12 protein-coding genes are annotated in these 14,709 nt (G+C 71.5%); 10 read left to right on the forward strand and 2 right to left on the reverse strand.

Annotated elements, in window-relative coordinates; genetic code table 11:
- Positions 1-22 precede the first annotated feature (22 nt).
- Complete coding sequence (locus tag JX005_RS02315) at positions 23-2,878, forward strand: glycosyltransferase (protein ID WP_214465778.1); 2,856 nt, start codon at positions 23-25, stop codon at positions 2,876-2,878.
- Entirely contained in the window at positions 2,875-4,293 is a 1,419-nt protein-coding gene (locus JX005_RS02320; protein WP_214465779.1) for a DUF5719 family protein, read from the forward strand. Before JX005_RS02315 ends, JX005_RS02320 begins: the two co-directional genes overlap by 4 nt.
- Before the next feature lie 10 nt (positions 4,294-4,303).
- Here the strand turns inward: JX005_RS02320 and JX005_RS02325 are convergent, their stop codons facing one another.
- Positions 4,304-4,657: a metallopeptidase family protein gene (locus JX005_RS02325; protein ID WP_372447309.1), complete on the reverse strand. Its 354-nt coding sequence runs from the start codon at positions 4,655-4,657 to the stop codon at positions 4,304-4,306.
- A gap of 186 nt (positions 4,658-4,843) precedes the next feature.
- Here JX005_RS02325 and JX005_RS02330 point away from each other — a divergent pair, with 186 nt between their 5' ends.
- The 5 genes from JX005_RS02330 (at position 4,844) to ahcY (ending at position 9,958) form a co-directional block, all read left to right on the forward strand.
- Positions 4,844-5,050 (forward strand): DUF3499 family protein, encoded by a 207-nt coding sequence (locus JX005_RS02330; RefSeq protein WP_214465781.1) that lies wholly within the window; start codon positions 4,844-4,846, stop codon positions 5,048-5,050.
- Positions 5,051-5,098: 48 nt separating this feature from the next.
- Positions 5,099-5,971: a glucose-1-phosphate thymidylyltransferase RfbA gene (rfbA, locus tag JX005_RS02335; protein ID WP_214465782.1), complete on the forward strand. Its 873-nt coding sequence runs from the start codon at positions 5,099-5,101 to the stop codon at positions 5,969-5,971.
- Entirely contained in the window at positions 5,968-6,966 is a 999-nt protein-coding gene (rfbB, locus tag JX005_RS02340) for a dTDP-glucose 4,6-dehydratase (protein ID WP_214465783.1), read from the forward strand. Before rfbA ends, rfbB begins: the two co-directional genes overlap by 4 nt.
- 1 nt (position 6,967) lies before the next feature.
- Complete coding sequence (gene rfbD, locus JX005_RS02345) at positions 6,968-8,395, forward strand: dTDP-4-dehydrorhamnose reductase (RefSeq protein ID WP_214465784.1); 1,428 nt, start codon at positions 6,968-6,970, stop codon at positions 8,393-8,395.
- A gap of 87 nt (positions 8,396-8,482) precedes the next feature.
- Entirely contained in the window at positions 8,483-9,958 is a 1,476-nt protein-coding gene (gene ahcY, locus JX005_RS02350; protein WP_214465785.1) for an adenosylhomocysteinase, read from the forward strand.
- Between the two features lie 4 nt (positions 9,959-9,962).
- Here ahcY and JX005_RS02355 read toward each other — a convergent pair whose 3' ends face one another.
- Complete coding sequence (locus JX005_RS02355; protein WP_214465786.1) at positions 9,963-10,808, reverse strand: RDD family protein; 846 nt, start codon at positions 10,806-10,808, stop codon at positions 9,963-9,965.
- Positions 10,809-10,824: 16 nt separating this feature from the next.
- Between JX005_RS02355 and JX005_RS02360 the strand changes: the two genes are divergently transcribed.
- From JX005_RS02360 to katG, 3 genes are read left to right on the forward strand one after another with little or no spacing between them, the layout of a single operon-like run.
- Entirely contained in the window at positions 10,825-11,820 is a 996-nt protein-coding gene (locus tag JX005_RS02360; RefSeq protein WP_214465787.1) for a stage II sporulation protein M, read from the forward strand.
- A gap of 48 nt (positions 11,821-11,868) precedes the next feature.
- The gene (locus tag JX005_RS02365; RefSeq protein ID WP_214465788.1) at positions 11,869-12,309 is read left to right on the forward strand and encodes a Fur family transcriptional regulator; all 441 of its coding nucleotides are present in this window, start codon (positions 11,869-11,871) and stop codon (positions 12,307-12,309) included.
- Positions 12,310-12,342: 33 nt separating this feature from the next.
- A complete protein-coding gene (gene katG, locus JX005_RS02370) occupies positions 12,343-14,652 on the forward strand; it encodes a catalase/peroxidase HPI (protein WP_214465789.1) in 2,310 nt (769 codons plus the stop codon).
- The last annotated feature ends 57 nt before the right edge of the window (positions 14,653-14,709 follow it).

The raw sequence follows: 14,709 nt of genomic DNA on the forward strand, positions 1-14,709 counted from the left end.
GGCCGCTTAGGCTGACCAGGTCATGCCCGCTCGAGTCCACGCCATCCTCGTCGTGCGCCCCGACGGCCGCACGCCCGCCGCGTACCACCTGCGCCGGACGCTCGCCGCACTCGCCGATCAGACGCGTCCCGTCGATGTACTCACGATCGTGCTCTGCGGGGGCGACGACATCCTCGCCGAGGTGGCGGCCTCCTCCGACGCGGAGTCGATCGTCACCGCTCCCGCTTCGACGGGGTTCGCGAACGCGATCGGCCTGGTCTCGCCGCGGCTGGACGGCGACGCCGTCTGGCTCCTCGCCCAGGACACCGCACCCGAGCGCGATGCGCTGGCCCGCCTCGCCGGCGCGCTCGAGCTCGCACCGTCGGTCGCGTGCATCGCGCCGAAGCTCGTCCGGTGGGACGACCGCTCCGAGATCGTCTCGCTCGGCGTCGGCATGACGCGCTTCGGCCGCGCGATCGGGTTCGCCGACGGCGAGCTCGATCAGGGCCAGCACGACGGGCGGGAGGATGTGCTCGGCGCCGACGTGCGCGGCCTGCTCGTCCGCGCCGACGCGTGGCGGGAGCTCGGCGGTCTGGATCCCGCCCTCGCCGGAGGGGACGAAGGGCTCGACCTCGGCGTCCGCGCCCATCTGGCCGGAGCCCGCGTCACCCTCGCCCCCAGCGCGATCGTCGCGACCGCCGGCGACGGCGTCGCGGGCACGCCCTCGCCCCTGACACCGCAGCGTCGCCGGCGGGCGACGTTCTCGGCGCGCGTCGCGCAGCTGCACCGCCGCCTGGCGTACGCGCACGTGGCAGCGGTGCCGTTCCTCTGGCTCTCGATCCTTCCCCTCGCGCTCTGGCGCACCATCGTCGACCTGGTCCGCAAGGAGCCGGGCAGCATCCTGCCCGAGTGGGGCGCGGCGGTGCTCGTCATGGTGCGGCCCGCGGCGGTGGCCCGCTCCCGCCGCCGCCTCGCGTCCGCCCGGCGCTCCTCGTGGGCGCAGCTGCAGCCGCTGCGCACGACCAGCACCGAGCTGCGTCAGCGGTTCGGCGACGATACGGACGACGGGTCGGCGACCGCGCACCGGCGCGGCGAGCTGCGCTTCTTCTCCGGCGGCGGGGCCTGGCTGGTGCTGGCGGCGCTCGTCGCGGGGATCGCAGCCTTCCCCGCCCTGCTGGCCTGGCCCGTGCTGGGCGGAGGGGCTCTCCAGCCGCTGCGGACCACGGTGATCCAGCTCTGGGCGGACGCGGCGTTCGGCCAGCGCGCCCTCGGCCTGGACACGATCGGACCCGCCGACCCGTTCGCGGCGCTCATCGCCGTGCTCGGCTCGCTGTCGCCCTGGGAGCCCTCGCGAGCGCTCGTGGTGCTGTGGGTGCTCGCCCTGCCGCTCGCGGCTTTCGGCGGCTGGTTCGCGTCGACGCGCGTCACCGACCGATCCGTTCTGCGCCTGACGGGCGGGGCGCTGTGGGCACTGTCCCCCACGTTCCTGGTCGCACTCACCCAGGGCCGCCCGACCGCGGTCCTCGCTCACCTCCTCCTGCCCTGGCTCTTCGTCGCCGGTTCCGTCGCGCATCGCTCCTGGGCCGGTGCGGGTGCGGCATCCCTCCTCCTCGCCGCCGTGTTGGCGGTGGCACCGTCGCTCGCTCCGGCCTTCGCGGTGGTGTGGATCGCGTCGATCGTGCTCGCGGTCGTCCTGCGGGGCGGTCGCGGCGTCGCCCGGCTGATCTGGACGATCGTGCCGTCGCTCGTGGTCTTCGCGCCGCTCGTGTGGGCGGCGGTGCGCCGCGGCGAGGCGTGGGGACTGCTCGCCGACCCCGGGATGCCCTGGGCCGGTCCGCAGGTCGCCGCTGACGCGGCCGGTCGCGCGCTGCTGGCCGCGGGCGTCCCGACGGCCGACCTGGCCGGCTGGACGACGTTCGTGCCGGCCGACTTCCCGACCTGGTGGGTGCCTCTCCTGGCGGCCCCGGTCGCCCTGCTCGCCCTCGCCGCCCCGCTCACGCAGCGCTGGGCCGCGGGCATCGTCCTGCTCGGTCTCACCGCGGTCGGGCTCGGAACGGCGTTCGCGGCGGTCTCCGTCTCGGTGGCGTTCGAGCAGTCCCTCCCGATCCCGCTCTGGCCCGGGTGCGGACTGAGCCTGGCGTGGCTCGGCGCGGTCGGCGGGGCGCTGGTCGCCCTGGACGCGGGGATCGCGCCGCGACTCGCGCTCGCGCGCAGCCTCGCCGCGGCCGTCGTCATCGCGGCCGTCGCCCTGCTGGCGGTTCCGTCTCTCACGGCGCTGGCGCGCGGCACGGCGCTCCTCACGAACGGGCCCGTCAGCACCCTTCCGGCGTACGTGGCCGCCGAAGGACGCGATGACCCCGATGTCGGAACGATCGTGCTGACGCCGCAGAACGCCACCGGCATCGCGGCGCGCGTGGTCTGGGGCGGCAGCGAGACCCTCGGCGGACAGACGACGCTGCTCTCCACCCGCTCCGAGGGATCGACCGACGACTCCGGCATCGCCGAGCTTGCCGCCGACCTCGCGACGTCGTCGGCGGAGAACGCCGTGTCACAGCTCGCCGACCGCGGAGTCGCCTTCGTGCTGCTGGCTCCGGCGCTGCCGCCCGAGTCCGACGCCGCGCGCGCCACGCGGCTCTCGGTCAGCACCTCGCTGGACCAGCGGGGCTCGCTCGACGCCGTGGGCGAGACCGCCAAGGGCACGCTGTGGCGTGTGACGACGGAGGTCGCGCCCCGTCCGTCGGTCGCGCCGTCCGTCCACGTCACCGCCGGGCTCGTGGGCGGTGCTCAGCTCGCCGTGATCGCCGCCGCCCTTCTTCTCGCCCTGCCCACGGCCGCCTCGCGCCGCGAGGCGAGGCGCACGCCGCGCGTCGTCGGACCGTACTGGCAGGAGGGCCGATGAGCGACCGCCGCGTGTTCCGCTGGGCGACCACCAGCACACGACTGCTTGCCGGGACGGCCGTCTCGGCGGTCGCTGTGGTCGCCGTCGTGACCGCGGTCTCCGTGCCGTGGCCCACGCTGACGCGCGAGCCGCTGAGCGTCTCCGCCGTGCCGGCACCGTCGGCGTCGGTCGCGTCGTGCGACGGCGGCCTGCTCTCCGTCGGCCGCGACCTCGCCGCCGTCGACTCGATCTCGCTGGCTGAGAGCCAGCTCCTCACGAGCGGCGCCAGCGAGGGCGCCGAGCCGCCGGAGGAGCAGATCCTCGAGGTTACGGGGCTTCCGGACGGCGAAGGCCCCACCGTCTTCACGTCGCCGCCCGAGGGCCGCGAACGCGTCGACGTCGCGGCCGCCGGCTCCGCGACGGCCTCCGATGACGACCTCGCCGGGTACGCGGCATCCGCGTGCCGTCCGCCCCTCCTGGAGTCGTGGCTCGTGGGCGGCTCCGGCGAGACCGGAGCCGCCGACCTCGTGCTCCTCGCCAACCCCGGCGTCGTCCCGGCGACGGTGCAGCTCACCGTGTTCGGCGCCGAAGGACCGACCACCCCGCCCGGTGGTACCGACCTCGTCGTCCCGGCAGGCGAGCAGCGGGTCGTTCCGCTTGCGGGCCTCGTGATCGGCGAGGCCAGTCCGGTCGTACGCGTGTCGGCGGCGGGCGCAGCCGTCCACGCGTCGCTGCAGGCGAGCATCACCCGCACGCTGACGCCCGGTGGCGTCGAGCAGGTCGGCGCCGTGGCCGAGCCCCAGGCGGAGCAGACCATCACCGGCATCGCCGTGACGCGCAACCCGGGTGCCGAAGGCGCCTCCGACGCGGCCACGGTGCTGCGGCTGCTGTCGCCGTCCGCCGATGCGACCGCACGGATCGCGGTCACCGCGACCGGACGTGACGCGCCGTCTCTCGAGCCCGAGGACGTGTCGCTCGCCGCCGGAGAGCCGGTCGAGGTCGACCTCGGCGGGCTGGCGCGCGGCACGTACACCGTGCAGGTGACGGCCGACGCCCCCCTCGTGGCGGCGGTGTGGCAGACCACGGGCTTCGGCGAGGGCGACGACTTCGCGTGGTACACGCCGTCGCCCCTCGTCGGCGTGCCGAGTCTCTTCGCCGTGCCGACCGGCCCGCCGCCGGCGCTGACGCTGGTCAATCCCGGCGAGGAGCCCGCCGAGGTATCGGTGTCGTCGGCCGACGGCTCGTACCGCCTCGATCTCTCCGTGCCGGCGAACGGCAGCATGACCGCCCGGCTGTCGACGCGCACCGTCTACGTCCTCGACCCCGGGACGAGCGAGATCCGTGCCGGGCTGTCGCTCACCGGCAATGGCGCGCTCGCGGGCATCCCGGTCTGGCCGGCGGATGCCGCGTCCCCCGAGATCGTCGTCTACCCGTAGCGGCGATCGATCAGAGGAAGCGGAACCGCTCCGGGCCGAGATCCCACGGATCGCGGTCGAGGTACTCGGCCGCAGCCCGGAAGACGCAGCTCTCGACCATCATCCGGCGGTGGAGTTCGTCGTCGCGGTGCAGGTGGCTGAGGCGCTCGATGGGCAGCCGGTAGACGATGATCCGCTTGGCGTCGGCGAGCACCGTCCAGCGGGGGATGCCGTCCTCGTCGGGAGCCTGGGGCATGTCGGCGATCTCGAAGCTCACCTCTCGCAGCTCCGGCCACGCCGACCGCAGGAACTCGGCGGCCGTGCCGACGGCGAGGTCGAAGCGCTCGACGCGGGTGTCGAGCGGCGGGAGCGGTGGCCGCACCACGGGACTGCGCCCCTCGCGTCCGTGACGGCCATGCCGTGACACGCGACGGGAGGTGGTCGGGGTGCTTCGAGTCCTCCGCCACGCCATGCGACCATCCTAGGCTCGGCCGCTGCGTGCGCAGCCTGATCCGCGTTCGCCGGGCGCGGCATCCCACCGCCGCGTCGTCCGCTGGATAGTGTCGAGCCGATGCGCGAGAGACTCTGCTCCAAGGTCGGGTGCGCCCGCGAGGCCGTGACGACGCTGACGTACGACTACGGCGACCAGATGGCGGCCCTCGGGCCGCTCGGCGGCGGCGGCGACCCCCATGCCCACGACCTGTGCGCGATCCACACCGATCGTCTGTCGGTGCCCAAGGGATGGGTCGTCGTACGGCACGAGACCCTGCGCGTCTGAGTCGCAGAAAGCGTGTGTCGGCGACTCCTGCCGTGACACAATGCACGCGTGAAGGGGATCATTCTCGCCGGCGGAGCTGGCACTCGTCTGCATCCCGTGACGCTGGGGATCTCGAAGCAGCTCGTTCCGGTGTACGACAAGCCGATGATCTACTACCCCCTGTCGACGCTCATGCTGGCGGGGATCCGGGAGATCCTCATCGTCACGACTCCGCACGATCTCGAGCAGTTCCGCCGCCTCCTCGGCGACGGCTCTCAGTTCGGCGTGGAGTTCTCCTTCGCAGGTCAGCCCACTCCCGCGGGACTCGCGCAGGCGTTCACCATCGGGGCTGATTTCATCGGCGACGACTCGGTGGCCCTCGTCCTGGGGGACAACCTTCTCCACGGTCCCGGCCTCGGCACACAGCTGCAGAGGTTCTCCGACATCGACGGCGCGGCGATCTTCGCCTACTGGGTCGCCCGGCCCGAAGCGTACGGGGTGGTGGAGTTCGACGAAGCCGGTCGGGTCATCTCCCTCGAGGAGAAGCCCCGCCGGCCGAAGAGCAGCTACGCGGTGCCCGGGCTCTACTTCTACGACAATGATGTGGTGCGCGTCGCTCGCGACCTGGTGCCGAGCGCGCGAGGAGAACTGGAGATCACCGATGTGAACCTCTCCTACCTCGCTCGCAACGCTCTGCGCGTGGAGGTCCTTCCGCGCGGAAGCGCCTGGCTCGACACCGGCACCTTCGATGACATGACCGACGCCGGAGACTACGTCCGGACGGTCCAACGGCGCACCGGGCTGAACATCGGCGTCCCCGAGGAGGTGGCGTGGCGGCTGGGGTACATCACTGACGACGCCCTCCGCTCGCGCGCCGAGCAGCTCGTCAAGTCCGGGTACGGCTCGTATCTTCTGAAGATCCTCGCGGACGGCAGGCCGTGAGGAGCGTCCTCGTCACGGGTGGCGCCGGCTTCATCGGCTCGAATTTCGTGCACCACCTCGTGGCGCACACCGACGTCGACATCACGGTGCTCGATGCCCTCACGTATGCGGGAGATCTGCGCTCGCTGGCGGGTCTGCCTGGGAATCGACTCACCTTCGTGCGCGGCGACATCTCCGACGCCGAGCTCGTCGACGGGCTCGTCGCCGGTGCTGATGCGGTCGTGCATTTCGCCGCGGAGTCACACAACGACAACTCCCTCGCCGAGCCCCGCCCGTTCCTCCACACCAACATCGTGGGCACGTACACACTCCTCGAGTCTGCGCGACGTCACGATCGCCGTTTCCACCACATCTCGACGGACGAGGTGTACGGCGACCTGGAGCTCGACGATCCCGGCCGTTTCACCGAGACGACGCCCTACAACCCGTCCTCGCCTTACAGTGCGACGAAGGCCGCGAGCGACCTGCTCGTGCGGGCCTGGATGCGCTCGTTCGGCCTCCGCGCGACGATCTCGAACTGCTCCAACAACTACGGCCCCCGCCAGCACATCGAGAAGTTCATCCCTCGGCAGATCACGAACGTCCTGCGCGGAAGCCGGCCGAAGCTGTACGGACAGGGGCGCAACGTCCGGGACTGGGTCCACGTCGAGGATCACTCCTCCGCGGTGCTGGCGATCCTGGAGCGGGGTCGCATAGGAGAGACGTACCTGGTCGGAGCGGACGGCGAGCGCAGCAATGTCGAGGTGCTCGCGACGATCCTGCGCCTGATGGATCAGCCGAGCGACGCGTACGACCTCGTGACAGATCGTGCCGGCCATGATCTGCGCTACGCCATCGACTGGACGAAGCTCCGCGAGGAGCTCGGCTGGGCGCCTGCGCATCGCGACTTCGAGGCGGGGCTGGCGGCGACGATCGAGTGGTATCGCTCGAACGAAGACTGGTGGACGGGATCGAAGGACGCCACCGAGGACTTCTACCGGTCTGTCGGGAAGTGACATGAGCGCCGAGCTTCTGACCGTCGATGCGACTCCCATCCCGGGGCTCCTCGTCGCGAGCCTGCCCGTGCACCGCGACGGGCGGGGATGGTTCAAGGAGAACTGGCAGCGCGAGAAGATGACCGCCGCGGGCGTCCCCGACTTCACGCCCGTGCAGCAGAACATCTCGTACAACGACGACGTGGGCACCACCCGAGGGATCCACGCCGAACCCTGGGACAAGTGGGTTTCGGTGGCAGCGGGCCGCGTCTTCGGCGCGTGGGTCGACCTCCGGGAGGGTCCTTCCTTCGGGACCGTCTTCACGACGGAGATCGACGCCTCTCGCGCGGTCTTCGTACCCCGCGGCGTCGGAAACGCCTACCAGACGCTGGAGCCCGCGACGGCGTATACCTACCTGGTGAACGACCACTGGTCGGCGCAGTCCGAGTACGTGCTGCTCAACGTCGCGGATGAGACCGTCGGGATTCCCTGGCCGATCCCGCTGTCCCGGGCTGTGCTGTCCGGGAAGGACCAGGCCCACCCACGGCTGGCGGACGTCGTGCCGGTGGCGCCCCGGAAGATCCTGGTGGTCGGCGCGAACGGACAGCTGGGCCGCGCGCTCCGGCGGGTGCTGGGCGGGGGTCACGTCGAGTACGCGGCACACGAGGATCTCGATCTCACCGCTGACGTGCCGTCTGCGCGACCGTGGCGCGCCTACAGGACGATCATCAACGCGGCCGCATTCACCGCCGTGGATCGCGCGGAGACCGCTGAGGGCCGGGTTGCCGCCTGGAGGGTCAACGCAGAGGGAGCGGCTGCCCTGGCCCGGGTCGCCGCGGATCATGCGCTGACGCTCGTCCACATCTCGAGCGACTACGTGTTCGACGGAGATCTCGATGGCGAGTACGGCGAAGAGCAGCCGATGAATCCGCTCGGCGTCTACGGTCAGACCAAAGCCGCAGGCGACATCGCGGCAGCCTCAGCGCCCCGCCACTACATCGTCCGCACGTCGTGGGTCGTCGGGGACGGGCCGAACTTCCTCCGCACCATGCACGCGCTGGCGAGGAAGGGCGCCTCGCCGCGGGTGGTCGACGATCAGCGCGGACGTCTGAGTTTCGCCGACGACCTGGCGCACGCGGTCGCTCATCTCCTCGAGTCCGGCGCGCCGTACGGCGTGTACAACATCACCGGCTCCGGCGAGCCGATGACCTGGGCGGAGGTGGCTCGCGAGGTCTTCGCCGCGGCCGGGAGCGACCCGCAGCGTGTTGTGCCGGTCTCCACCCAGGAGTACGCGGCCACGGCCACGGCACCGACCGCACCGAGGCCCCGCAACAGTGTGCTCTCACTCACCCGCATCCGAGGCACCGGCTTCGAGCCGCGCGACCACCGCGCCGCGCTCGCCGACTATCTGGCGTCGGAGCTGCCCGAGGGGCGTGCGGAGCCGAGCTGAGACCGCCCGCGCCGTCCGCCGGCAAGGTCGCCGACTCAGGACGGCCTGCCCGCGCCCGGCAGCGCACCGGGTGCGACAATGGGGCGCATGACGACCGAGTCGCCCGCCACCGCCGCCGTCCGCACGCTCGACTTCGAGGTCGCCGACCTCGCCCTGGCCGAAGCGGGCCGCCACCAGCTGCGCCTCGCCGAGAACGAGATGCCCGGCCTGATGGCCCTGCGCGAGGAATACGGTCCGCGGCAGCCGCTCGCCGGAGCCCGCATCGCCGGCTCGCTCCACATGACGGTGCAGACCGCTGTTCTCATCGAGACCCTGGTGGCCCTCGGCGCCCAGGTCCGCTGGGCGAGCTGCAACATCTTCTCCACCCAGGACGAAGCGGCAGCGGCCGTCGTGGTCGGCCCGGCCGGCACCGTCGACGCCCCCGCGGGCGTTCCGGTGTTCGCCTGGAAGGGCGAGACCCTCCAGGAGTACTGGCGTCTGGCGGACCGCATCTTCGACTGGACCGCGGAGGGCTTCGACGGACCGAACCTGATCCTCGACGACGGCGGCGACGCGACACTGCTGGTGCACAAGGGCGTCGAGTTCGAGAGCGCGGGCGCTGTTCCGGATGCCTCGGCCGGCGACTCCGAGGAGTATCGCATCGTGCTCGACACCCTGCGGGCGAGCCTGGCGGCCGATCCGCAGCGCTTCACGCGCATGGCCGGAGGCCTGATCGGCGTGACCGAGGAGACCACCACCGGCGTCCACCGCCTGTACGAACTCGCCGCCGCCGGGCGGCTGCTCTTCCCCGCCATCAACGTCAACGACTCGGTGACCAAGTCCAAGTTCGACAACACCTACGGCATCCGGCACTCTCTGCCCGATGGGCTCAATCGTGCGACCGACGTGCTCATCGGCGGCAAGGTCGCCTTCGTCGCGGGCTACGGCGACGTGGGCAAGGGCGCGGCGGAGGCGCTGCGGGGTCAGGGCGCGCGCGTGGTCGTCGGCGAGGTGGATCCGATCTGCGCGCTGCAGGCGGCGATGGACGGCTTCCAGGTCGCCCGGCTCGAGTCCGTCCTGGGTGACGTGGACATCGTGGTCACCGGCACCGGAAACACGCGTGTGGTCACGCCCGAGCACATCCTGGGGCTCAAGCATCTCGCGATCGTCGCGAACGTCGGCCACTTCGACGACGAGATCGACATGGCGGGCCTCGCCGCGATCCCGGATGCCGAGCGCATCGAGATCAAGCCGCAGGTGCACGAGTGGCGCCTGCCCAACGGCCGCAGTGTCCTCGTCCTGAGCGAGGGCCGCCTCATGAACCTCGGCAACGCCACCGGGCATCCGTCCTTCGTGATGAGCGCGTCGTTCACCAACCAGGTGCTGGCCCAGCTCGAGCTGTACTCGCGACCGGAGGAGTACCCGATCGGCGTCCACACCCTGCCCAAGACCCTCGACGAGAAGGTGGCACGGCTGCACCTCGACGCGCTCGGCGTGGAGCTGACCACGCTCACACCCGAGCAGGCCGCGTACATCGGCGTTCCGGTCGAGGGTCCGTACAAGCTCGACCACTACCGGTACTGACGCCTCAGCGCGCGGGGAAGCCCCGCGGTGCGTCGGGCGTCGAGCCCGTGAGGGCCGCCACGCGCTCGCTCTCGAGCTCGAGGGCGCGCAGCTCGCGCCGGCGCCGGAGGGCGACGATGCCGATGATGAGCGTCTCGGGCTCGACCGCCGGCACAGGCGACACGTACTCGGCCGCCTCGGCGGCAAGGGATGCCGCCACCCGCGCCCGCGCGGACGGCTCCATGCTGCGCGCCGACTGGGCGAACTGCGCGAGCCGCCGCGCGAGGCGCTCCGGCAGCCGGGCCACGTCCGCCATCTCGGCCCACGCCGTGAGCGGAGGCGGGATGTCCACCGGTGCCGCAGGCAGGCGCGGCGTGCGGGTGCGCTCCGAGTAGGTTCCGGCCATCAGATCCCCCAGGCGCTGGGAGCGCGGGGCGAAGGCGCCGACGAGCGCGGCTACGGCGCCGAACGTGAACCACAGCTCGAAGACGCCGATGAGCGCGCGGATCAGCGCGTGGCGGAACCCGGCCGCGCCGCCGTCGCTGCGAACGATGCGGCCGCCGACGGCGAGCTTGCCGAGACTCCGGCCGCGCGAGGTCGTCTCGACCGCGGTCGGCACGACGACGGTGACCACCACGATGATGGCGATGGTCAGGATCGGCGCCACGTCGGGAGGGAGGGCGCCCAGGCCGTCGAGCCAGTTGATGAGGAGCACGAAGAGCAGCAGCAGTCCGACGCCGATCAGCATGTCGATCAGCACGCCGAGGGCACGGAGGAAGTACCCGATCGGCTGCACGTCCAGGGCGACCGCTTCGCCCGTGAGCACCTCGTCCTGGTGGATGTCGATGATCGTCGGGTGGACGTCGGTCATGGGTACAGTGAAGCACATGGATCTCGACGCCCTCACCGCTGCGAGGCGGGCGGAATGGGCGCGTCTGGACGAGCTGAGCCGGGCTCGCCGGCTGTCGGGGGCCGAGATCGACGAGCTCGTCGACCGCTACCGCGCGGCATCCGCCGATCTGGCCGACGCGAAGACGTCGGCGGGGCGCAGCATCCAGGCCGATCACATCTCGACCATGCTGGCGCGGGCGCGCCTGCGCCTCACCGGTGCGCCGGAGAACGTGCTGCGGCAGATCCCTCGCTTCTTCGCGCTCCAGCTGCCGGCGGCCCTCTACCGCGTCCGGTGGGTGACGCTGGTGATCGCCCTGGCGTTCGTCCTCGTCGGCACGATCGTCGCCTTCTGGGTCTCGGGCGACCCCGCGCTCGTCGCCTCGCTCGGCAGCCGGCTGGAGCTCGAGCGCTATGCCGAGGGCGAGTTCACCGACTACTACAGCGAGAAGCATCCGGCGACGTTCGCGGGCACGGTGTGGACCAACAACGCCTGGCTCGCCGTGCAGTGCGTGATCTTCGGCGTCACGGGCTTCTGGCCCGTCATGGTGCTGGTGTCGAACGCGGTCAGCGTCGGCACGGCCGCCGCCGTCATGCTCGCGTTCGACCGCGGCGACGTCTTCCTGCTGTACATCCTTCCCCACGGCCTCCTCGAGCTGACGTGCCTGTTCGTCGCCGCAGCCGCGGGCCTCGGCATCTTCTGGGCGTGGGTCGCGCCCGGACGCCGCACGCGCGGCGAGGCGCTGGCGGCAGCGGGTCGCTCGCTCGCGACGATCGCGATCGGCCTCGTGGTGTGGCTCGCGATCGCCGGCCTCATCGAGGGCTTCGTGACGGCGCAGCCCTGGCCGTGGCCGGTGAAGATCGGGATCGGCGCGGTGGCCCTGGGCCTGTTCGTCGTCTACATGATCGTCATCGGCGGACGCGCCTTCCGCCGAGGCGAGACCGGCGATCTCACCGAGTACGAGGCGGGAACCCCCACGCTCGTCGCGGGATGAGGCATTCGCTCGTCTTTTGAACGCATCAAAAGACGATAGGGTGGAGTCATGACCTCGCTCCCCTCCACCGCGCACGACGCGGGGGAGCGGATCCGCTCCGCAGGACTGCGGGTGACCGACTCCCGCCGTGCCGTGCTCGACGCCCTCCGGGAGCGCCCCCATGCGAGCGCCGACGAGCTGTTCGCGCTCGTCGCGGTGACGGTGCCCCACACGAGCCTGCAGTCGGTCTACAACGCCCTCAGCGACTTCGTCGACGCCGGACTCGTGCGCCGCATCGAGCCGGCGGGGCGCCCGGGCCTCTTCGAGCTGCGCGTGGACGACAACCACCACCACCTCGTCTGCACCGAGTGCGGCGCCGTCGAGGATGTCGACTGCGCAGTCGGTCCCGCACCGTGCCTCACGCCCTCCGACGCCCGCGGGTACGCCGTGAGCGTGGCCGAGGTGACGTTCTGGGGTGTCTGCCCGGCCTGCGCCGCGGCATCCCGCTGATCTCTTCATCCATCTGAACCAGGAAGGAAACCCATGGAATCCACCCATGAGGCCGCCGAGCCCATCGGCGCGAACCCCACCGACGCCGATCAGGCCGTCACGCCGATCGACACCCCGGTCGACGAGCGCGAGGACGGCGAGACCCGCCCCCGCCCGAACGAGTCCGAGGGCTGCCCGGTGATCCACGGCGGGCAGCCGCACCCGACCTCCGGCAACGCCAACAGCGTGTGGTGGCCGAACCAGCTGAACCTCAAGATCCTGGCGAAGAACCCGGCGGTCGCGAACCCGCTCGGCGAGGGCTTCGACTACAAGGCCGCGTTCGAGTCCCTCGACCTCGCAGCGGTCAAGGCCGACATCGCCGAGACGCTCACGACCTCGCAGGACTGGTGGCCGGCCGACTTCGGCAACTACGGCCCCCTCATGATCCGCATGGCGTGGCACAGCGCGGGAACCTACCGCATCACCGACGGCCGCGGCGGCGGCGGTGCGGGTCAGCAGCGCTTCGCTCCGCTGAACAGCTGGCCCGACAACGTGAACCTCGACAAGGCGCGGCGCCTGCTGTGGCCCGTCAAGAAGAAGTACGGCCAGTCGCTGTCGTGGGCCGACATGATCATCCTCGCCGGCAACGTCGCGCTCGAGTCCATGGGCTTCAAGACCTTCGGCTTCGCCGGCGGCCGTGCCGACGTGTGGGAGCCCGACGCCGACGTGTACTGGGGCCCCGAGACCACGTGGCTGGACGACGAGCGCTACTCGGGCGACCGCGAGCTCGAGCGCCCCCTCGCCGCTGTGCAGATGGGTCTCATCTACGTCAACCCCGAGGGCCCCAACGGCAACCCCGACCCGCTCGCCTCGGCGCGCGACATCCGCGAGACCTTCGGTCGCATGGCGATGGACGACGAGGAGACCGTCGCGCTCATCGCCGGCGGCCACACCTTCGGCAAGACCCACGGTGCGGCGCCCGACACGAACATCGAGGACAACCCCGAGGCCGCCGGCCTCGAGCAGCAGGGTCTGGGCTGGAAGAACAACTACGGCACCGGCCACGGAGACGACACGATCACCTCCGGCCTCGAGGTGACGTGGACGTACCACCCCACGCGCTGGGACAACGAGTTCTTCCACATCCTTTACGCGTACGAGTGGGAGCTCATGCGCAGCCCGGGCGGTGGCCACCAGTGGCGTCCGATCAACGGCGGCGGCGCCGACATGGTGCCCCTCGCCCACTCGGACGGACGTCGCGAGCCGCGCATGCTCACGAGCGACATCGCGCTGCGCACCGACCCTGCGTACGACAAGATCTCGCGCCGCTTCAAGGACGACCCCGAGGCCTTCGCCGACGCGTTCGCCCGTGCCTGGTTCAAGCTGACGCACCGCGACATGGGGCCGATCCAGCGCTACCTCGGCGCCGAGGTCCCCGCCGAGGAGCTGCTCTGGCAGGATCGCGTTCCGGCCGTCGACCACGAGCTGATCGACGCGGCGGACGCCGCGGCGCTGAAGGCGCAGATCCTCGAGTCGGGCCTCACGGTGTCGGAGCTCGTCGAGACCACGTGGGCCGCGGCATCCTCGTTCCGCGGCAGCGACAAGCGCGGCGGCGTCAACGGCGCCCGCATCCGCCTCGCGCCGCAGAAGGACTGGGAGGTCAACAAGCCGGCCCAGCTGCAGACCGTCCTCGGCCGCCTCGAGGAGATCCAGGCCTCCTTCAACGACGGGCGCACCGACGGCAAGAAGGTGTCGGTCGCCGACCTCATCGTGCTCGCGGGCAACGCCGCGGTCGAGAAGGCGGCGAAGGATGCCGGCGTCGAGGTCGAGGTGGACTTCCACCCGGGCCGCACCGACGCCACGCAGGAGCAGACCGACGTCGAGTCGTTCACGTTCCTCGAGCCGATCACCGACGGGTTCCGCAACTACTACGGACCCCGCGCGTTCATGCCCGAGGAGCACCACCTGATCGACCGGGCGAACCTCCTCACGCTGAGCGCCCCCGAGATGACGGTCCTCGTCGGCGGCCTGCGCGTCCTCGGTGCGAACTGGGACGGATCCGACTACGGCGTCTTCACCGACCGCAAGGGCGTGCTCACGAACGACTTCTTCGTGAACCTGCTCGACCTCGGTACGACGTGGAAGCCGCTCGACCCGGGCGCCCACGCCTTCTCGGGCTCGAAGGACGGCTCGGGCGAGCCCGTCGGCATCGGCACCCGCGTCGACCTGCTGTTCAGCTCGAACTCGGAGCTGCGCGCGGTCGCGGAGGTCTACGCATCCGACGACGCGAAGGAGAAGTTCGTCCGCGACTTCGCCAAGGCCTGGGGCAAGGTCACCGAGCTCGATCGCTTCGACCTCGTCTGACCCTCCCGCCAGAGCGACGAAGCGGCCCGCCCCCACGGGGGCGGGCCGCTTCCGCGT

The organism is Microbacterium flavescens (assembly GCF_018588945.1).
In the GTDB taxonomy this organism is placed as follows: domain Bacteria; phylum Actinomycetota; class Actinomycetes; order Actinomycetales; family Microbacteriaceae; genus Microbacterium; species Microbacterium flavescens.

Coding starts and splice junctions, on each gene's coding strand:
- katG (WP_214465789.1), top strand. CDS start 12,343: ATGGAATCCACCCATGAGGCCGCCGAGCCCATCGGCGCGAACCCCACC.
- JX005_RS02365 (WP_214465788.1), top strand. CDS start 11,869: ATGACCTCGCTCCCCTCCACCGCGCACGACGCGGGGGAGCGGATCCGC.
- JX005_RS02355 (WP_214465786.1), bottom strand. CDS start 10,808: ATGACCGACGTCCACCCGACGATCATCGACATCCACCAGGACGAGGTG.
- JX005_RS02330 (WP_214465781.1), top strand. CDS start 4,844: ATGCGCGAGAGACTCTGCTCCAAGGTCGGGTGCGCCCGCGAGGCCGTG.
- JX005_RS02360 (WP_214465787.1), top strand. CDS start 10,825: ATGGATCTCGACGCCCTCACCGCTGCGAGGCGGGCGGAATGGGCGCGT.
- ahcY (WP_214465785.1), top strand. CDS start 8,483: ATGACGACCGAGTCGCCCGCCACCGCCGCCGTCCGCACGCTCGACTTC.
- JX005_RS02315 (WP_214465778.1), top strand. CDS start 23: ATGCCCGCTCGAGTCCACGCCATCCTCGTCGTGCGCCCCGACGGCCGC.
- rfbD (WP_214465784.1), top strand. CDS start 6,968: ATGAGCGCCGAGCTTCTGACCGTCGATGCGACTCCCATCCCGGGGCTC.
- JX005_RS02320 (WP_214465779.1), top strand. CDS start 2,875: ATGAGCGACCGCCGCGTGTTCCGCTGGGCGACCACCAGCACACGACTG.